At 52.8% G+C, this 19,863-nt stretch carries 12 protein-coding genes and 1 pseudogene; 6 read left to right on the top strand and 7 right to left on the bottom strand.

Annotated elements, in window-relative coordinates; all coding sequences use genetic code 11:
• Positions 1 to 173: 173 nt before the first annotated feature.
• The gene (locus Pan161_RS17000; RefSeq protein WP_145229052.1) at positions 174 to 1,559 is read right to left on the bottom strand and encodes a sialidase family protein; all 1,386 of its coding nucleotides are present in this window, start codon (positions 1,557 to 1,559) and stop codon (positions 174 to 176) included.
• Between the two features lie 439 nt (positions 1,560 to 1,998).
• On the opposite strand from Pan161_RS17000, the gene Pan161_RS16995 reads away from it, so the two are divergent.
• The gene (locus Pan161_RS16995; protein WP_145229050.1) at positions 1,999 to 4,419 is read left to right on the top strand and encodes a fatty acid cis/trans isomerase; all 2,421 of its coding nucleotides are present in this window, start codon (positions 1,999 to 2,001) and stop codon (positions 4,417 to 4,419) included.
• 255 nt (positions 4,420 to 4,674) lie between these two features.
• Here Pan161_RS16995 and Pan161_RS16990 read toward each other — a convergent pair whose 3' ends face one another.
• Both Pan161_RS16990 and Pan161_RS16985 read right to left on the bottom strand, forming a co-directional pair.
• Positions 4,675 to 6,114, bottom strand: coding sequence for a sulfatase family protein (locus tag Pan161_RS16990; protein WP_232103283.1), 1,440 nt, complete (start codon positions 6,112 to 6,114; stop codon positions 4,675 to 4,677).
• Between the two features lie 41 nt (positions 6,115 to 6,155).
• Positions 6,156 to 7,592 carry a hypothetical protein gene (locus Pan161_RS16985; RefSeq protein ID WP_197995367.1) on the bottom strand — a complete coding sequence of 479 codons (1,437 nt, stop codon included), beginning with the start codon at positions 7,590 to 7,592 and terminating at the stop codon, positions 6,156 to 6,158.
• Positions 7,593 to 7,927: 335 nt separating this feature from the next.
• On the opposite strand from Pan161_RS16985, the gene Pan161_RS16980 reads away from it, so the two are divergent.
• Together Pan161_RS16980 and Pan161_RS16975 are read left to right on the top strand one after the other, a co-directional pair.
• The gene (locus Pan161_RS16980) at positions 7,928 to 9,259 is read left to right on the top strand and encodes a Gfo/Idh/MocA family protein (protein WP_145229048.1); all 1,332 of its coding nucleotides are present in this window, start codon (positions 7,928 to 7,930) and stop codon (positions 9,257 to 9,259) included.
• A gap of 34 nt (positions 9,260 to 9,293) precedes the next feature.
• Positions 9,294 to 9,932 carry a hypothetical protein gene (locus tag Pan161_RS16975; protein WP_145229046.1) on the top strand — a complete coding sequence of 213 codons (639 nt, stop codon included), beginning with the start codon at positions 9,294 to 9,296 and terminating at the stop codon, positions 9,930 to 9,932.
• Positions 9,933 to 10,356: 424 nt separating this feature from the next.
• On the opposite strand, the pseudogene Pan161_RS16970 reads toward Pan161_RS16975, so the two are convergent.
• Positions 10,357 to 10,455 (bottom strand): annotated as a pseudogene (locus Pan161_RS16970) (integrase core domain-containing protein); the annotation flags it as partial.
• Positions 10,456 to 10,926: 471 nt separating this feature from the next.
• On the opposite strand from Pan161_RS16970, the gene Pan161_RS16965 reads away from it, so the two are divergent.
• Both Pan161_RS16965 and Pan161_RS16960 read left to right on the top strand, forming a co-directional pair.
• Positions 10,927 to 11,847, top strand: coding sequence for a DUF1559 domain-containing protein (locus tag Pan161_RS16965; RefSeq protein WP_145229044.1), 921 nt, complete (start codon positions 10,927 to 10,929; stop codon positions 11,845 to 11,847).
• Between the two features lie 87 nt (positions 11,848 to 11,934).
• Positions 11,935 to 12,357: a hypothetical protein gene (locus tag Pan161_RS16960; protein WP_145229042.1), complete on the top strand. Its 423-nt coding sequence runs from the start codon at positions 11,935 to 11,937 to the stop codon at positions 12,355 to 12,357.
• A 21-nt stretch (positions 12,358 to 12,378) separates the two neighbouring features.
• Here Pan161_RS16960 and Pan161_RS16955 read toward each other — a convergent pair whose 3' ends face one another.
• The 3 genes from Pan161_RS16955 to Pan161_RS16945 form a co-directional block, all read right to left on the bottom strand.
• The gene (locus Pan161_RS16955) at positions 12,379 to 14,874 is read right to left on the bottom strand and encodes a sodium:solute symporter (protein WP_145229040.1); all 2,496 of its coding nucleotides are present in this window, start codon (positions 14,872 to 14,874) and stop codon (positions 12,379 to 12,381) included.
• Positions 14,871 to 15,716 carry a phytanoyl-CoA dioxygenase family protein gene (locus Pan161_RS16950; protein WP_145229038.1) on the bottom strand — a complete coding sequence of 282 codons (846 nt, stop codon included), beginning with the start codon at positions 15,714 to 15,716 and terminating at the stop codon, positions 14,871 to 14,873. The genes Pan161_RS16955 and Pan161_RS16950 overlap by 4 nt, the downstream gene beginning before the upstream one ends.
• Before the next feature lie 228 nt (positions 15,717 to 15,944).
• Positions 15,945 to 17,117, bottom strand: coding sequence for an AraC family transcriptional regulator (locus Pan161_RS16945; protein ID WP_145229036.1), 1,173 nt, complete (start codon positions 17,115 to 17,117; stop codon positions 15,945 to 15,947).
• Positions 17,118 to 17,452: 335 nt separating this feature from the next.
• Here Pan161_RS16945 and Pan161_RS16940 point away from each other — a divergent pair, with 335 nt between their 5' ends.
• Positions 17,453 to 19,444, top strand: a complete 1,992-nt coding sequence (locus Pan161_RS16940) for a sialate O-acetylesterase (protein WP_261342923.1) — start codon at positions 17,453 to 17,455, stop codon at positions 19,442 to 19,444.
• Positions 19,445 to 19,863 lie beyond the last annotated feature (419 nt).

Genomic DNA, 19,863 nt, shown 5'->3' with positions numbered 1-19,863 from the left:
ATCTAACGCAGTTTTAAACGATACCAGACTAAACGTAGCAGCAAATGGAAACAATAAGCAGGCACCGCTGGCCCCTTTTACTCTGCCCTGAAACAGCGCGGCAGATACCAGCCCTGTTTTCGTGCCCTTTCGTGTTTTTCGTGGTAGAAAAAACGGAGAAGTTTCCCCCCGTTTCATTCCGCCTCCCGCTCCGCCGTAATCTTCCGACACAGAATCGTTTTCCGTTTCACGCCACTCTCATCCGGATAGTAAAAATCACTGTAGAAGAGCAGGGCACTGTTCTCGTCCAGAGGCACGATCTCCGGGTTATTGCAGGAGCCATCCCAGTCATGGAACGTCGGATCAGCCACCGGTTTGTTGGCCAGGCCGCTGCGATCACCGGGCGTCATCACGACCAGCGGTTCAGTCCACTCTGTTCCGCTGTCGTTGAGCGCAGCCCGCACGAATGTTCCCGGACGGGCATAGCACAGCAGCGTCACCCCATTCTCGAGTCGGCATAATCGTGGCAGAATCCCGACCTTGTCAAACTTCACCGGCTTCGACCAGGTTCGTCCGTCGTCGGTCGAACGCGTCATATACATCGGGTCCCATTCCTTGCCGGTCGAAGCATACCAGGTCGACCGCAGGAACCAGACAATCGAGCCGTCCGGCATAAACTCAAAATCGCTGTCGCTGAATCCACCACTCTTGTAAGGGAACGCGTGGCCGTTCGCTTCGTACTCCAGATGCGACTGCCGCTGGAACGTTTTACCGTTGTCCTCGGAACGGAAGATTTCCGCAGAGTAGTAAGGGCTGTACTGCCCGTTCTCCGGATTGAGATGTCCCTCACCCGAAAATACACTCACCCAGATCGCCCCGTCGGGACCCAGTTTGGGATTGCCCCGCGGAAAGATCGACTTCAGCACCTTCTTCCCATTGCGACTGACGTGCACCACCCGCGTTAGAAACGGCCAGTCCACCTGAGCATGTTCCAGCACCGGCTTCGTCTGTCCTGCGGGAATTCGATACAGGGTCCATTCCTTTTGGGACAGACTTGGCGGCAGGCGATCGGCGTTAAATGCATTGATGGTTGTGCCTCCCATCCAGAAGGTCATGCCATCGGGAATCGGCAGCGTTCCTTCCTCCGCCTGCTTTGAGAAAACATAACCAGGCGTGTATTTGTTCCAGGGAATCTGCTGGTACTCGCTCACGTCGACACCTGATTCCGGCGGAAGGTAGACCCGGTCACCATTCGTTAGCAGCAAGCCGCACTCCTGCGCGACCGAATCATCGATCTCTTTCCACGTCACACCCTGATCGCGACTTTCAAACCAGAGAGCTGTCGCACCGTAATTGCTGATGTCGTCGTTTTTCACATGCACGGAAACAACGAACCGGTCTTTCAGCCGATAAGGACGCGGAAACTGGTACGGCCCCCAGAGCTGCTCCTCCGGCCGAATCCCCCGCACGATGACATGCGGTTCTCCCATCGTCAGCTTGATCCGCGGCGCGGATTTCTCCTGAGCGGCTGCGTTGGTCGAACAGGCAATCACAAATAATAAACAGAAGATGAAGCGCATGGTGATTCTCATTTTAGTTTGACTTGAAACGTGTCCAGACCCCATCGTACACGCGTCCCACAGCGCATACAATGAATGCAGAAATGGCAACCCATTGATTTGTTTCACCTGCCAATCTGCGATTTATGAGAACAGTCGACCGGTGCCATCTGGCGGCTCGCCCGACAGTGCGCATCAATTCAAGTTCTCCCACCATTAATGGATGGGGCCAAATAAAATTAGGGCCGAGCACAGCGAGCAGGAGGTCCCAGAGCAATCAAACACAAGAGGAAGATTGTCCCCACTGCTGTAAAAATCAGGTGCAGTCGCCCACCTACCCGCACCAATTCACAGGCGTGGGTTGACAGCAATTTTACACACGCCTATCTTGAAATTCGGGTCAGGTGAACGTAAATCTTGCCCCGGAAAACTTTCTCGTGATGCTGTGGGGATCAAGGCATTGAAAAACAAGGTTCGCTATACGGCTGTTATACTGCTCACCCTTGTTGCTGTCGGCGTAATCGTGGGCAGCATGCTCTGGAACCGGGTGGAACAGCAGTCAGACTGGCAACCATTCGTACTGACGCCAACCGCATATCCGGAGACCACTGGTTCAAATCTCGACGGCCACTTCTATCTCGACAAAATTCAACCGATTTTCAACCGGCGTTGTATTGTCTGTCATGGCTGTCTCGATTCGCCCTGTCTGCTTAAACTCACCTGTTACGAAGGGCTGCTCCGCGGAGCCCGCAAAGTCAATCCCGACGCCACACACCTGTTTGCGGAAAAACCGGTACGCTTGCATGACCAGCCCTCTCTGGCGGCCTGGCGCGAGCAAGGCTTCTGCAGCGTCGTTGAACAACAGGGCCCGCCTGAAGAACGCCCCGCGAAGAGCATTCTGTTCCGCATGCTGGTCGCCGGCACCGAACAAAACCAGCCCCCCTTTGATGTGCAGCCGCTCGAATCGGTCTACAAGTCCGTCAACGAACACATTTGCCCGTGCGAACAGGGTATCGACGCTTATCTGAAACAGCGACCGACCGCGGGCATGCCCTTCGGCCTGCCTGCCTTGTCACCAGAAGAGAATCAGCGGTTTTCCGAATGGATCTCCGCCGGCTCACCAGGACCCACGGCCGATGTGATGGCCGAGGTCGAAAAATTAGCGCAGCCGGAAGTCATCGCCCGCTGGGAAGCCTTTCTGAATCAGCAGGCCCCACTCTCGCCGCTGGTCAGCCGCTTTATTTTCGAACACGCTTTCCTCGCGACGCTGCATTTTGAAGAATCGCAGGGTGAATACTTCCGCCTCGTGCGTTCCACTACCCCGCCGATCCAGGTCAAAAACGACGAAGACGGAAAACAATTCGTCGTGCCGAGTCCGGTTCACGAAATCAAGACGGCCCGACCTTATGACACACCCTATCTCAGCGGCGTCGACCAGATTTACTATCGATTGAAAAAAGTCACCGAAGCGCGGGCCCAGAAGTCAATGTTTGTGTGGCAACTGAGCGACGCCAGACTGAAACGCCTTAAGGAACTCTTTTTTCAAGTCGATCCGGTATCCGGTAAGAGTTTGACGCCCGGCTATTCGAGTCACAACCCCTTCGAAGTCTTCCAGGCGATCCCTGCCCGGTCGCGTGCCCTGTTTCTTGTGGAAAATTCGCACTTGATCGTCAGCGGCATGATTCGCGGCCCGGTCTGCGTTGGTAACCTGGCGACCTACGCCATTAAAGATAATTTCTGGGTCTTCTTCGTCGACCCCGCTCACGATCCCTCCGTCCTCAAGCCGGAACTCGGACTCCAGTCGTGGAATGATTTCATGGATTACGGCATCAAGGGTAACGCCGTCTACAATGAAGCCTATAATCGGATGCTCGATAAATACAAGCCGACCGGCTACCAGATCGACGATGTCTGGGATGGGAATCAGGAAAATTCAAATGCCTGGCTGACCATCCTCCGCAATGAAACCAACGCCACCGTCTTACGCGGGCGACAGGGCGGCATTCCACCCACATTCTGGATGATCGACTACAGTGGCTTCGAACGCCTCTACTACTCCCTGGTCGTCAACTACGAATATTATGGCAGCGTCGAACAAAAGCTCGCCACCTGGGAATTCATGAGTCGGCTGCGGCAGGAGTTCGAAGACAATTTTCTCCGCTTGCTGCCTGTCGACGATCGTCAGAAATATCGCGACCTCTGGACGCGCGGCATTGGACAGGAACTGCTCTTCAGGATGCCGTTTCCCGGCGAAGAAGCCGGACAGGGGATCGACATGCAAGGGCTGGACCCTATTTCAGGCGTGCTCAGCAAGATTCAACGCCGCTTCACCGAAGCCGTCAGTGGCCCGCACGACCTGCTCAATCCAGGCAGGAAACCGGACGTCAAACTGACGGACCCCGTGAATGACTTTGCCGGCTGGGAGGCGGCTGTTTCCACTCTCACCATGCGGACCCAGCTGAAGTTCACACAGTTTTTACCCAGCAACACGTTCATCCGTCTGACCAAACGAGAAGAAAGCCGCGTTTACTCGCTGGTCGCCAACCGCTCGTATGCCTTCAATAATGTCGTCTTCGACGAAAACGGCGCCCGACAACCCGACCTGGATACACTGAGCGTCTACCAAGGTCTTGTGGGAGACTTTCCCAATCTCATCATTGATCTGAAACTGGAGCAGGCTTCGGCGTTTCTCACCGAGCTGAACGCCGTCTCCACGACGGAGGAATGGACAGCCTGGAAAAACAAGTACGGCACACTCCGCAATACAGCCGCGTTCTGGACTCTCCTCGACTGGCTGACCGACTGGAACTTCCAGAACCGCCAACCCGACGCCGGTTATTTCGACCTGAAATACTACATGCTGCTCGATTCCAGGTATTGAAGGTCAGGACACCCGCGACGAAGGATGAGACAAGACCTGCGCATACAGGAAATAAATCGCAACAGAAACGTAGGGTGCGGACCCATGTGTCCGCCCGTCAGGCGAGCAGCAAACAGACAGGGAAAGCAAACCACACCGATCCTGGACTATGTCCAGTTTTACTGTAGCGTCTCCAGGGCCATTTGGACCGAGTAGAATAGATTGTGAGAAGCTATGGTTAAATGTGATGCGCTCTAATACCGGGACTCCCCCCTTTTACTTCAGACCCTGATAGTCTTTTCCATTAATACTGTGAATCACAGACCGCATCCAGGCATCCAGCCCCTGCTTCATCTGTTTCACTCGCTGGGCCTGTTCTGGATCTTGGGAAAGATCAGTCTTCTCCATTGGGTCATCACTTAGATTATAGAGCTCGTATTTTGAGCCGTTTATGCGATGCAGTTTCCAGGGCCAGTCGTTCCACGCGGCATGTCCGGTTGTGGTCTCTTTGGGAAACTGAGGGAATTCGTCGACGTCTTTGCGCATTCTGACAGGATCATGCGGTAAGGGGGCACCCGCCTGTTGCTTTTCCATGATCGCTTTCTGAATCTGATCGCTCCGGGTACCTTGTCCGCCCTGTAATTTATGCCAGAAACCCATCGGCTTACTCCGTTCGGCAACCGTTCCCGAAATGATGCCGCTCACATCCATTCCGTCAAGCGGGTGGGGCGCATACAAATCCACGCCGGCCATAGCCAGGAGAGTTGGATAGATATCAAAGGTCGCCACAGGGACCGAGGTGCGCCCCTTGAGCTGACGCGCGGGCCATTCGATGATTCCCGGTACGCGCAGGCCCCCTTCGTAGATGCTCCCCTTTTTCTCACGACCACCAGACGTTTCCTTGACCAGCCCGCCGTTATCGCTGCAGTACCAGACGATGGTATTCTCCGCCATGCCCATGTCCCTGAGTGCGCGTCGCAGACGCCCGACCTGCTGATCCAGTAACGTAATCTCGCGGTAGTACCCCGCGTGCCGTTTGCCCTCGTAAAGGCTCGGGCCTTCAGGCAATTCCGCGTGTGGGGCATGCGGAGAGGGGAACCAGACAACCGTAAAGATGGGACGATCGCCGTCCTTGTGTTTCCTGAGAAAGTCGAGCGTATCATCCATCAGGATCACCGAGCCTTTGCCCTGACGATGCTCGATCTTTCCCATGCGGCTCAAGTAGGGATCGTTGTCGAAAAAGTTGAGGCCGATCACCCATTCATCGAAGCCCATGCCGCTGGGGTTGCAGGGCGAGTCGGGTTGACCCGAACCCAGGTGCACTTTGCCGAAGATGCCGGTGATGTAACCGGCGGCTTTCAATGTTTCCGCGATCGTCTGCTCATGCGGACGCATGTAGCGTCCATGGTTGGTGACTTTGGTCCGATTCGGATTCCGCCCGGTCATCACGCTGGCCCGGGTCGGCGAACAGACCGGCGCACCGGCATAGAAGCGGTCAAAGACGAATGCGTCCTGTGCCATGGCATCGAGTTCCGGCGTCTTGACAAACGGGTGACCATTATAACCAGTGTCTCCCCAGCCCTGGTCATCCGCCATCACCAGAATGATATTGGGTTTACCAGAACTTTCCGCATTGGTCGCAAATGAGACTCCTGTCGCGACCAGGCTAAAAACGGCTCCCATTGCTGCTAACAAAACATGTCGATTCCGCATCATTGTCTCTTTTCTAATTTGAAGATAAAAAATCCATCTGAGCGTTATTTACGCATATGAAGTTCTGCCAGCATCTCCAGCAGATTGTCAGTCAGGATTACTGACGCATCTTTCTGGACGACGTTTGTGCCCAGCCATGTTTCATAACCACCGAGGCGATGCTGTTCGGGAGTGGGTAAATAGCCGTGTCGTCCGTTGGCCAGTCCGATCACCATCGTGCGCGCGAACGGGCTGCGATCCTTGATTTCCAGTCCGATCTCAACCAGTGTTTCAAAAGGGATGCCCACAATGGCATATTCACCAATGCGAATGGCCTGGATTGTGACGGTGAGCGAATCTTCTTCCCGTTCGTGAGCCTGGACCACTTTGCGTGCGTAGTTGACGGCTTTTTTAGGCAGCCTGGCGATTTCGTTCTTGTCTTTTAATGCGAGTACTTTTTGTGCTGCAGTCACATCTTCTGCAGTGGGGCGTCGGTATTTTAAGTCGACCCTTCGTTCCAGCATGTCGATGGTGAGATCACGTTCGTATGTATCAATTTTCTTATAAGCGAAATAAGCGGTATCGGCGGCTTTACTCGCCACAATCCGGACCTGCTCGAACGGCTCTCGCGGGGGGCGATTCACGAGAAAGGGGATATTGTTGATGTCTCCTGAGGCGCCATTCGACATCATGGCTACGAAGTCCTGGCCCGCACGCAGCCGACTGGGCATCAGGCGGGCGAACTCGCCAAAGTAGTCTGCTGAAGCATGCCTCTGGGGAATGCCTCCCACATAATGCAGCGCATAATTGGCCAATATGGCCAGCGGTTTTCGCTTCTGATTCTGTATGGAAAGGACCATCAACTCAGGATCAACAGGGCCAGCGGGCCGCTCCAGCACGGCCGCGCTGGTTCCCGGATTCATTTTTACGATGTCCATTTTCCCAAAGGGATTCGCGGGCATTTTACCGGGCTGCAGAAACCAGCGTCGATTGAAGACTTCTTCAGGGAGAGCATGAGACGCCATGCCCAGGGAAGCGGTTTGCTGTTGATCGAATGCCTGGATGATGGATTGGGCAAGTCCATTGATCAGAACGTCCCGATAAGCGACATCCCCCGGGGAACCTTCCGTCCGGTTGGAAGGCGGCGTTGAGTGCGAATGCGTCGATGAAATCAGGATTCGCTCAACGGGTATACCCGTTTTCTTAGAAGCGATCAGTTTTGCTTCGTTCAACATTTCGGGGGGAGCGCCGAGTGCATCGAGTACGGCAATCGCAACAATGGTCCTGCCATCATTCAGGACGATCGTACGGGCATGCAGCGGGTCATGGACAGCGTTTTGATCCATTGCTTTTCCACTTCGCAGGCTGACGGGAAACTGCTTTGGTGAAACATCGACTGCGGAGGCCCCTGCTTTCAGTTGCCCCGACTCGGCCATTACCTCGCTGGCAGGTTTCGTGGCACACCAGACGAGCAGCGTGAAGAATATTGTTCGCCAAAACATAGTATCTTCTTTCAGTCAAATGGTAATGGTTTTCCGGTTCACCGATTGTTACAAACAAACTGCTCCTGCCAGAATCACATTCGATTTCTGAATCCTGGATAATCTGCTGATTGATATGTTAACAGACAAGCTCAGAAGAATCACGAATCAAAATTCATGGATTACCATCATTTCTCAATGCAGAACGAATCACGAATTTGTTTACACTTCATCACGCTGACTCAATTGACGTATCGCGGACCGTTTATGTTATAATCGTGATTCGATCCAAAACGATTAACCGGCTCTGACCCATAATACTTCCCACTAAAATACTTAGCAGGAATCCCGCAATCATGACATCCAACTCAGATACCACCCGCCGCGAATTTTTGAAAACATCCGTTGCTGCCGCGTCCGCGTTCGCCGCACCTGCTTTTGTCCGCGGACAGAATTTGAACTCACAATTACAGTTTGCGGGTATCGGCACCGACGGCAAAGGGTATTCCGATATTAAGCTCATCGCCAGCCACGACAAAGTGAAATGCGTTGCTTTTTGCGATGTTGATTTGTCGCGGACCGCAAAGGTCAAGCCTTTGGCCCCCGAGGCTCCTGTCTACCAGGACTACAAAAAAATGCTGGATGAACTGGGCGATAAAATCGATGCCGTCTCGGTATCCACTCCCGACCATACTCACGCCATCATCAGCATGGACGCAATGCAGCGAGGAAAGCACGTTTACTGCCAGAAACCGTTGACGCGCACTGTGTGGGAAGCCCGCCAGATGCGATTGCAGGCAAAAAAATCAGGCGTCATTACACGGATGGGAAACCAGATCCATTCGCATTCAGCTTATCGCACCGCAGCGAAAGCGATTCAAGATGGCGTTATCGGGAAGGTGACAGCCATCCATTCCTGGGTTGGCACCACCGGCCATGGACGTAGCGGTTTGCTCAACAAGCCTGCGAATAATGAAGCGGTACCAAAAACACTCGATTGGAATCTCTGGATCAGCGTGGCCCCCATGCGTCCTTACGGCGGAAACCGGGTCTACCATCCCTTTACATGGAGAGACTGGCAGGACTTCGGCTCCGGAGCCATCGGCGATTTCGGTTGCCATTTACTCGACCCCGTGTACACGGCTCTCAAAATCACGGGCGACCCTATTAGTGTGCACTCGTCACACACCGGCATAAATGATGAAGTCTGGCCCGCCCAGGAAACCATCAAATACGTTATTCCCGGTACGCAGTATACGGCCGGTCGCAGCCTGCCGATTACCTGGTACGATGGCGGACGGCGGCCAGATAGCAGAATCGCCAAACTTTTACCCGGCCAGTCTCTGCCGAGCGGAGGCTCAATTTTCGTTGGTGAAAAAGGCAACATGATTCTGCCTCATTACAGCCAGCCGTTCGTCAACATCGAAGGCGTGAATATAGAACCGGTGGAAAGCCTAGACCATTATCACGGCTGGGTCGATGGTTGCCTGTCCGGAAAACAGCCCAGCGACGGGTTTGAATACGGGGGCCATCTGACCGAGGCCGTGCAGTTAGGAAATGTCGCCGCGTTCTTCCCCGGCGAAACCCTCGAATTCGATGGTAAAGCACTCAAGATCACGAACAACTCGGAGGCCAACAAATACCTGACGCGGGACTACCGCACCGGTTTCGAAATCGCTTCACTCTAGAATCCCGCATTCCTTAAGATAGAAAACGTCTTGTATGCAGTCTTTTGAAATTCGCCGTTTTGCAGTTTTACTGGCAATTCTGGTTGGAACGAACACCGTGCTGGCCGCCGATATGGAGTTAGCACAGCACATCACCGTTCCCGCCGGTTGGAAGGGGGAGCAGATTTCGCTGCCCCCTTCATTTGCTAAAGAAATGCAGTTCAAAGGGATCGAAGAAGCCCGGTTTTCGCCGGGCATGTTTCAGGAAAAATCGGACACGTTTTTCTCCTACTTCTTCGTATTTAAAATCAATCCCGGCAGTGAGCTGACACAAAAAAACATCGAACGCGAATTACTCACATATTATCAGGGGCTGTCGAGTGCCATCTTTAACAGCCGAAAAAAGAAAATTGATACCAGCGAGTTTACCTGCAAACTGACAAAAGTCATGCCCGTCGATCCACAGAAGATTTACCCCCAGGGGCTCACAGAATATGCGGCCACGGTCAATTGGACGGAACCATTTGTCACACAGAAACCGCAAACGCTGAATCTGATCATCCAGGCCTGGACAGGCAAAACAACCAAAGACGGCTATCTGTTCGTCTGCGTTTCGCCGCAGGACTTGAAAGCCAATATCTGGCAGTCAATGCAAACCATCCGCGACAAGTTTTACCGCAATCTGCAGCAGTAACTCTTCTCGATGAACACTGCTCCCCCCCGGTTGCGTTGAGCTAGAGCGCATCACATTTGACTATAGCGTCTCTTAATCTATGATACTCGGTCCCAATGGCCTTGGAGACGCTATTGTAAATCTGGACACAGTCTAATCCACCTTTCGGATGGCTCACCAATAGCCCGCTGATTCCTGAAAGCCGCAGTAATTGCCCTGCAATCTGTCACGACATGCCAGACCTGTTCGCATAAGGAAATAAATTAAAGATGATCTAGGGAAGCAGGGGATCAGAGCAAGCTCGCAAATCAAGTGTGAGCCCGAATACAATTCGGCCTGCGTGGAGTGCGCAGGAAATACGCATCGCTAAGATAGCACATGCTTTCGCTGGATACGGGTATCGGGGTTTGGTCTCTTTTGACCGTTCCAGCACTTTGGCTTACCATAACGTATCGAAGATTTCACCGTTGAGCAATTCATCTCGCAGTTTTCTGTTGAATGATACGATGTAGCCGTTTTCCCAGGGACTCCCCCGGTACACAAATAGCTCACTCAGGTTTTACGGAAAACTTTGAATGCTCAACATGCTTGCCACATCGATGCACAGGCACTCTCGTGGCGGTGCTGTAGCTCCGTTCAAAGCTGCTCCGGTTTTTGTCACCACTGACGGGAAAAAGTGATTTTGATTTCAAACACAACAATAACGAATTCAGCTTGGGCAGATTACGAAGAGTTCTGAGTAATTTAGTAGACTTTCGCGAAAACGAAGATTAACGCAGTTTCCTCATTAGTTCCAGGAACTCGAGTTGTCTCGCAGTGTCTGGATGCGATTATGAAGGGGCAGGGTATGTGTATCTGGTTTGACGCAAAGACGAACTGAGATGTCGCTATTACGAATTGGCATAGGTTAAGTTGTGCTTTATTCTCGGTTAAGATTCCAGTTTTTTTCTACAAACACTCCATCACTGATTGAGTGAATTTATTTATACCTTCTTACTTGAATCGAGGATTCATCATGCGCCGACGAGCTTTTACATTGATTGAGTTGCTGGTCGTGATTGCCATCATTGCCATTCTGATCGCGTTACTCCTGCCGGCTGTTCAACAGGCTAGGGAAGCTGCCCGCCGTTCTGCCTGCAAAAATAACTTTAAACAGGTAGGCCTGGCTTTACATAACTATCACGATACCCATTCCGCATTCCCCCCCGGCTCACTGATTGCAGACAGTACCTGCGGATTTTCCGTGCAGATCCGAGGCTGGGCCTGGAGCGTTTACATCCTGCCGTATCTGGACTTTGCCAACTTGTACAATCAGTACACGTTTTCCGATAACTATTACAACACGAGCGTTGCCGACTGGTCATTAGGCGCGACGCAGATCCCCGTCTATCTCTGTCCCAGTGATGATCAGGGGTTCGAACTGGTGTCCTGCTGCAGTAATCGGACTAATGGTGATTGCTCAGTTGGTTCTGCCGGCGATGCCTGTGATAAGCAGGATTTTGGTATCACCAATATGGCGGGCGTGGCAGACAGTGCGCAGCGTCGCTGCTCTGCGACGGCCAATCGTATGGGGGTGAATAAAAATGGCATCTTCTTTGCGCTCTCGAATACAAAAGTCCGGGACGTCATCGATGGTACTAGTAACACCTTTATCGTAGGAGAAGTACTCGGCGGAGGCCCTGGTTCTCATGACGGGTTTTATTGGAACTACAGTAACCTGGTTGACACGTCCGATGGCATCAACGGTTTTAACACGCGTCTGGGAACACCGCCGGGGAACTATCGGCTGGATGGGGCGCTGTCCAGTCGACATACCGGTGGTTGCCATATGCTGATGGCTGACGGCAGTGTGCACTTCATTTCCGAGAACATCGATGCGGGAGTTCTGGCAGACCTGACCACGCGTGCCGGTGGAGAAGTTGTTGGCGAATTCTAAGTTTAACTTTTCTATAAAATTCAGTATCAGGAAAAATGTGAACCAGTTACGGTTTCTTCCTCTGTTTAGCAATAAAGGTACACTGTAATGATTCGAAGCGGGCTGTTTATCGGATTATTAAGTCTGGTTCTGTCTGGTTGTGGAACACAACTCGGTGACGAACCATCGCGTCGGGTAGTTCAGGGAACCGTGATTTATGAGGAAGCACCGATCACGGATGGTCTCATCCGGTTTACCCCCCTTGGGGAACAAGGGGGGCCGGCTTCTTCTGCGTATATTAAAAATGGTACGTTCATCATTGATCATAAGGGGGGCGTTCCATTAGGGAAGCATCGTGTGCAGGTAGAAGCATATCGCCCCGTCGATAAGAAGGTGGAAGACAGCCCGATGGACGATGGTCCGTCCACAGAACAGTACCTTCCCGATGAGTGGAACTCCGCTTCTACACTGGAAATTCAAATTGAAGCGGGACAGGAACCGCATAAACACGAATTCAACCTGAAGAAATAGTCAAGCTGAAAGAGACGCTGTTTAATCAACTGACTCTGATTGCTTAAGGTCAGCTTCCCCCGAACCAGGCGGTTTTAATGTGTAAATCGTCAGGCCTTCGATCTGTTTTTTGCTCTGAGGCAGCAGCAGACTGAACAGCCAGCCGCTGAGGGCACAGGTCAGAATTCCAATAGCACCGTACAGAAAAAAATGAACGGTGCCCCGAAGCTGTACCTGGTAGAGCACGAATGCACTCAGCGAAAATCCGGCCAGAACTCCAGCCTGGGTCGTGCGGCGTGTAAAAATTCCCGCAATAAACATACCCGCCAGGCCTCCGCCAAACAGTCCCATGATTTTCAGAAACTGGTCCCAGATGGATTGCGTGTTCGCGCGGGCCAGGTAGATCGCAGTCAGCGTTCCGAAGATCCCCAGTAACACTGTCAGCCAGCGCGCCAGCCGCAAGGCACTGCGGTCGGTAGCCTGCGGGCGTAAACTCTGATAAAAGTCGGCAGTGATCGCCGTCGCCATGGAGTTCAGACTGGTATCCAGGCTCGACATGGAAGCAGCAAACAGGCCGGCAATCACTAATCCCGAGATACCGGCGGGAAGCTCATGCACAATGAACCAGGCAAAAATTTCATCGGTACGACCGAGCGGGTCGAGTCGTTCCGGGCTGGCCCGATAGAAGACCCATAAGCCGGTTCCCAGCGCAAAAAACAGCGTCCAGACCGGAATCGATGCGGCGGCGTTGAGCCAGATTCCCCGCGCCGCCTGACGTTCGTTGCTGGTGGTCAGATAGCGTTGAATCACCCCCTGATCGCTGCTGTAAGGAATGAGAAATTTGAACAGATTCCCGACAATCACAACGCCGATTCCCGTGGATGCCACATCCCAGGAATAATTCACTGCATGCAGTTTACCGGCTGAGAGACTTGCTGAAATGGCTGTCTCCATTCCGCCCGGGATTTTCGACAGTATGACAATCAGACTGACGAGGGCGCCCCCAATCAACACGAGAACCTGTATGACATCAGTCCAGATGACCGCTTCGATACCTCCCAGCGTCGTATACAATGTCGCCACGCAGCCGATGACCAGAATACAGGTATAGACATCCCAACTGCTGACGGTCGACAAGGCGAGGGCCGGCAGATAAACCACGACTCCCATGCGCCCCAGTTGGAACAGCAGAAACGCACTGCTGCCGACCAGCCGTGTGGGCAGTCCGAAACGGTGTTCGAGATATTCATAGGCTGTCGTCACTTTCAGGCGGCGATAGAAGGGGAGATAAAACCAGATCACCAGTGGTGCGACCGCCAGTATCATGAAGTTCCCCAGCAGGTAGACCCAGTTGGTGCGAAAGGACATGGCCGGGAATGCCATGAAGGTAATGGCACTCAACGAACTGCCGAGCAGACTCAGGCCGGCAGCCCACCAGGGAATGCGCTGGCCTGCCAGAAAGTATTCCTCGCAGTTCTGGTTCCGCCGGGCAAAATAAACGCTCATCGCGATCAGCATGACCGAATACAACCCGAGCACAATCAGGTCGGCTGTTTGAAAGCCTTGAGCAATACGCTGTGGATGTCCCCAGAACAGTGTTTCCGGATAGACCAACAGCACCCCTCCCTGCCAGTTGCAGGCGGACTGAAGTGCGTCTCGTGTCTGGTCAGCGGTTGGCTTTAAGATAAAAGGGGCGATGCGCCAGGTGTCGGTGATAGTGTGATAGAGCAGATCGTGGTCCTGCGCGGAATCAGCCGGCAGCAGGAAATGAGAGGGTCCCAGGTTAAGGGCCGGCTGACTGAAAGTACTGCGCGGCGCCGAACTGACGGGTTGCCAGCCTCCCTGTTTCTTGTAGAGATAGACTTCGGAAGATTGTTGCTGCAGCAGATACAAACTCCCGTTCTGAACCCGCAGTACAGGTTGCTGGAGCTGCTTGACAGGCAGATGCCATTCCTGCCAGTTGGGTTGCTGGTCTGCGTCGGCTGAAACATCTATCGACCAGCCTTTACTGTTGGCGCTGTTCTCAAGCCGGCCCAATAGATACAGCACATCGTTCAGAACAGCACAGGCGGTCTGTTGAATCGAATCCGGTAATCGTGGCAGAGTGGAAAGTTGCAGTCGTCCGTTACTGTCCCGGATCAGACGCACTTCTGCTGATGTTCCCCCGCTGCAGATAACGCCGGCTGTGGTGGATTGCAGACTGGCTCCCTGCTTGAGTTGGTGAAACAGCGTCGACCATTCTTTATCAGGGGCAAGGTCGACCTGCTGCCAGGTTGCTTCTGAGCCGGTGAGTGTGAAGATGCGATTATCTTCAGAGACGAACAGCAGTTGATTTTGCAGGACGGCATACTTGCCGACGGTCTCAGGTGCCGGCATGCTAAGTTCCTGCCAGTCCAGCGCAGCGGTTTGAGGCTCGGCAGCGCGGACACTCCCGCCGAGAGACATCAGACACAGGCAGATGAGGAGGAAATACCGTAAGACATACAGCAGAAAGCTTCCTCCTGTGCTACCAGGAGTCAAACCTGCTGTAGAAGTCATTCAGACACCCAATGCCGATACAGATCCTTGATATTGTCGGGAAGTCTTTCAAATTGATCTCTGCGAACCGGGACTGCGTCATAATTTTTGCCTCCCGTTTCCAGCACCATCCGTTCATGATCGGGTGTGCCGCGAATGGTGGGGGTCAGGTTGAGCCACCAGGGAGCATAGCGGATGATCAATGCAGCCCGCGATTCATCACTGCAGTTCGGTGCGACGGCATGCCAGAGCCGACTATCGTAAAGAAGGACACTGCCTGCAGAACCCGTGGCCTGAACTTCATCCGGATGATTCGCATCCTGATCGATGTCGCTCATTCCGCCGGCGGCAGGGTTATTATCATATTTATGGCTGCCGGGAAGAATAAAGGTCGCGCCGTTCTCTTTTGTAAAAGGGGTCAGCATCCAGATCGAAGCCAGATGCATTATCGCATCGGGATAGGGAGACTTGACGTGCGTGGTGTTCGTGGCATTGTAAGGCCAGTCGGCGTGCCAGTAGCCCCGATCATTTCCGGGATGCGTCACCACACAGTCAGTACAGGAGATACGGACAAAATCGCCAAAGATCTCTTCCGCAACTCCCAGTACACGGGGATCGGCCAGGTAAGGAGTAAAGCATTGCGTGGCATTGATGACCTGCTTCAACAGTCCCACACCAATCACCCCGATCCGATGCCCGCGGGCACGCGTTTTTTCCAGCTCGCGTTCCGCTTCTTCGTGATGCGCCAACTGAGCGGCGACGACTTCTTCACGGATGGAATCGATCTTACCGGGAGGAATCACATTTTCGACAACACAGTACCCATCCTGTTTGAGGCGAGCGGCAATTTCAAATTGATCCATGGTTGTTCTAACTGCTTTTGATGTTTGATATTTTTAATCAGCCGTGTGTCCCGTCACTGTGATACAACCGATTTTTGTCTGAAATGAAGGACCCATCGCAGTCTCACATGATTGCGGAACGGTCTGATTACCAAGGTAACATTTTCCTGACCATCGTCTATTCACAATTGCGAATCAGATATTCTGATACGCGTCATTTTCGTGTTGCAGTGTACTTACTTCTATCGCTTAAACAATCTGTTCCGAACTTTGAGAGGTCTGGCGAAATTCACCTGGGGTCTGACCGACTTTACGGCGAAACAGGTCCATAAAATAGGCGGCGCTGTTGAACCCGCAGCGGTAGGCGATTTCTGTATTGGAGAGCGTTGTTTCAGCCAGTAATTCGCGGGCACGCACCAGTTGTAGACGGATGATCTCAGCCTTGGGAGAACGGCCCAGCAGTTTTCGAAACCGTCGTTCCAGTACGCGGCGTTCCAGATTGACCTGTTTGACGACGTCCTCCACCTGAATCTGCCGACAGGCGTAGCGTCTGATATACTGAATCGCGGTTGCCAGTTCCGGATCGGTGACAGCCAGTGAATCCGTCGAGTGCCGCGAGACGACCCGGCGGGGAGGGATCAAGGTCAGATCGGAAACCGGTTTCTGATGCATTAAGGAATCCAAGACGGCAGCCGCCTGGTATCCCACGCGTTGGGGATCCACGTCGATGCTGCTGAGACGCTCGTCGCTGAGCTGACAGAGAATATCATCATTACCGACTCCCAGTACCGCGACCTCTTCCGGAACGGAAATATTGTGTGTCTGACAGGCGTTCAAGACTTCCCGCCCTCGTGTATCATTACAGGTAAAGAGCGCCAGCGGTTTGGGCAGACCTTGTAACCAGCGGGCGATCTGTTCCTGTTCGCGTTCCCAGGAAGGCCCCTCTTTGCCGCCTCCCCGTGGCGTAAACAGCGCGCATTCGACACCGGTTTCCTGAATCTGCTGCTGAAATTTAAGACAGCGTTGATCCAGCATGGGACGCAGACCGGTCCGAAATCCACAGGCGGCAAACGACTGATAACCCCGGTCCAGAAAATATTGAACCGCCAGTTCTGCGACCTGCTGATTGTCAGGCGCGACAAAGGGAACCTGCGGCTTGGGAATCAGTTCTCCAAGTAAATCAACCGTTGGTACACCGGATTGCTTTAACAGCCGTGCCGTTTTGGCGGTGTCGATAAAAGCGATAATCCCGTCACCGTCCCAGGAAGAGATCCAGGAAGGTGCCACTTGTCCAAAACCGCAGGGCCGATACAGAATCGACCAGGTTTCGTGTTCCTGAATGTATTGCCAGACGCCGTGCAGAATTCCACGACCGTAGCCTCTCGACGTTTCCACAAGCAGCGCTACTCGCAAACGATCCACAATGATGAGCCTTGCTGTTTTAAATCAGTAATATTCCAAAAGCTGTTGATAGTATTTTTTGTCAGTTCTGTTTGTAGAGTCTGTCTCCGGGAATAGCAAACCGATTCTGCCGTAAAAATCGAAAGTCGCAAAAGTGAACAGGTTATTCGCTATGTTGAATAGACGTGAGTTGCCATAGCGACCATCATGAGAATGCGGTTTTCATTCCAGTCACCAGATCTTTTCAGTCAGAGTACTGGTGATTCACGTAGGAAAACAGGACAGACTTTTCATCGATTCAGTACGGGAGCAGTGACATTATTTTTCATTCTCGACGATTCCTCATTCTGTGTTTATTGCTGGCGGTATGGTTCAACCTGACCAGGGTCTCTGCGAAAGAACCGGCGATCGACAAATTATTCCTCCTGGCTGGTCAGTCGAACATGGTTTCACAGGGCACCCTGGCAGAACTCCCGGAACAATTACAGCAACCACCGAAGAACGTCTATTTCTGGTCAAACGGAACATGGGTTCCTTATCATAATAAAGTTGCTTACGTAAAGCCCGGTAAGGAATTCGGTCCCGAGCTGGCGATTGCCCATGAACTGTCGCGGGCATTTCCGGACGAGAATATTGGTCTGATCAAACATGCCAAAGGAGGCACGGCCATTCGGCTCTGGCAGCCGCGCATGCCGCTGGTCAGAGACTTGTTTCAGAAACTGGACAACGCCCAGAAAGCCGGCGGGGGAGAAGTCGCTGCTCTGTTCTGGATGCAGGGGGAACGGGATGCCCGCTTCCATGAACCGGCGTATGCAAAAAAATTCCAGAACCTGATTCAGGCGGTACGACAGAAGTCAGACCAGCCTGAGTTACCGGTCGTCTTCGGTCGTATCAGCAGAATTATTCCGGAACGGGAATATACAGACCAGATCCGCCAGATACAGCAGCAGGTCGCCGATGAACTGGCGAACGTGGTCATGATCGACACGGATGCACTGGAACGGAAACCGGAAGAAATCACCGTGAACGGCAAGCCGACAAAGTTGCTGGCACATTACAGTTCTCGCGGGCAGATCGATCTGGGAACGCAACTCGTGCAAGCGTATTTAAAACTGGCGTCAACCGGGGTCGCTTCTCCCCGGTCCGACGCTCTGGCAACGCGGCTGTTGAACGCCGAACCAAATGCGCAGGCCTGTTGCGAGAATGCAGCCCAGTTCGAAATTGCCCCTGTCAATCTCCCTCACGATCCCCAGGGGGACAATGACCATTATGGCTGGCCCGTCGCTACCAAGTCGGGGGACTCCCTGATTGTCGTGCATCGCGCCATGCCGGGACATAATGTGAAACTCTCGGGCAAAGCCGATGCCGATACGACCTATTCGGTGATTGTGCGTTCAACAGATGGAGGCAAAACCTGGTCTTCACCTTACGATATACGGGACTGCATGCAGGCAGCAGACCGTAATCGTGGCGGAATGATTCCCCTGTCTCATCGTTACAAATTCGGACCCAAAAACTTAAGTCCGCTCGGATACAAAGTGCATCTGAATGCCATTGGAACGATGCGGAACGGGGCGGTCATTCTGGTCAGTAATCACGGTGTCTTTCGTTCGGATGATGAGGGGAAAACCTGGCGCCATCTGAAAACCGCTTTTCGGGAAGACCATCATTCCGGCCCCATTGTTTACGTCGGCCCCCGGATTATCGATGATCCGAAACTGGGTTTGCTGCTGTTCGGCCACCATACGAAGTATAAGAATCATCGCCCCGGCACGATCGTCAGGGAACTGGCCCTGTATCAGTCGCAAGACGGGGGAGAAAGCTGGAACAATATCAGCATGCCGCTACCCGACTGGTGTCATCAGGCCGAGCCCAACTTTATCTTTCACCAGGGAGAGTTCTATGGTCTGGCCCGGAATCAGACGACGCGGCATCTGATCCAACTGCGCGGCAAACCCGGCGCATCGTTCGAGGCCAAAGAGACGAACATGATCAGTAAACGCTCGGTAGATACTTCCGACCTGATTTTCAATCCCGTGACCGGAAACTTCGAAGCGGTGCAGTCGGATCGCAGCAGCATGTCGATCAATCTCTTCAGCATCTCACCGGAGAAATGGAAGACGGCGGACTGGAAGCTGGAATGCCGATTGCTGGATCGCAAAGGAATATTTTATGCGACAGCCGACGGCTTTCATACCGGAGGTTCTGTCGTCGATTTGCAAACCGGTGTGCAGCATGTCTTCTTTTATTCCGGTGCACCGGGGGGACCTGCAGGTGTGTTTCGACTGACGCGGCCCCTCAAGACCACTCTACTGACGACCGATTGTCAAACGGAACATGAAAACTGAACGCGATTAGAAATGAAAGTGTTCCCTGGGAATATTCCACGTCGCGTTTTTTAAGTTCTCACTGGATTGTGCTCTGCTGGGTGAGTATATCACTTCGCTTCTGCTGGCAGCCTGACTGATCCTTTAGGAGAAACGGGCCTCCTGATTTCCTTCCTGCAAGGAGAGTAGCTGAAGCACATGCAGCGATACGTTTTTTAACCATTATTTACATGCCTTTGAAAACGAGCAAATTAGGTACACATTAAAAATCATTCATTCATTCAGGTGCACAACCAGTAAAATAAAAGAGCCTTAAACTATTGAAACTTAAGGCTCTTAAGAATGAGGGCGCAGGGAATTGAACACTGGACCTACGGATTAGAAGCCCAGGCTTCCGGCATGGATCGAATAGGAGCCATATTTCAACTGTTTACTTTAAT

The organism is Gimesia algae, from assembly GCF_007746795.1.
Lineage (GTDB): Bacteria > Planctomycetota > Planctomycetia > Planctomycetales > Planctomycetaceae > Gimesia > Gimesia algae.
This window is presented reverse-complemented; position numbering and strand designations above follow the sequence as displayed.

Bases quoted from the DNA above. Each gene is read 5' to 3' on its own strand.
- Pan161_RS17000 (WP_145229052.1), bottom strand. From the start codon at position 1,559: ATGCGCTTCATCTTCTGTTTATTATTTGTGATTGCCTGTTCGACCAAC.
- Pan161_RS16990 (WP_232103283.1), bottom strand. From the start codon at position 6,114: ATGATGCGGAATCGACATGTTTTGTTAGCAGCAATGGGAGCCGTTTTT.
- Pan161_RS16985 (WP_197995367.1), bottom strand. From the start codon at position 7,592: ATGTTTTGGCGAACAATATTCTTCACGCTGCTCGTCTGGTGTGCCACG.
- Pan161_RS16980 (WP_145229048.1), top strand. From the start codon at position 7,928: ATGACATCCAACTCAGATACCACCCGCCGCGAATTTTTGAAAACATCC.
- Pan161_RS16975 (WP_145229046.1), top strand. From the start codon at position 9,294: ATGCAGTCTTTTGAAATTCGCCGTTTTGCAGTTTTACTGGCAATTCTG.
- Pan161_RS16965 (WP_145229044.1), top strand. From the start codon at position 10,927: ATGCGCCGACGAGCTTTTACATTGATTGAGTTGCTGGTCGTGATTGCC.
- Pan161_RS16960 (WP_145229042.1), top strand. From the start codon at position 11,935: ATGATTCGAAGCGGGCTGTTTATCGGATTATTAAGTCTGGTTCTGTCT.
- Pan161_RS16955 (WP_145229040.1), bottom strand. From the start codon at position 14,874: ATGACTTCTACAGCAGGTTTGACTCCTGGTAGCACAGGAGGAAGCTTT.
- Pan161_RS16950 (WP_145229038.1), bottom strand. From the start codon at position 15,716: ATGGATCAATTTGAAATTGCCGCTCGCCTCAAACAGGATGGGTACTGT.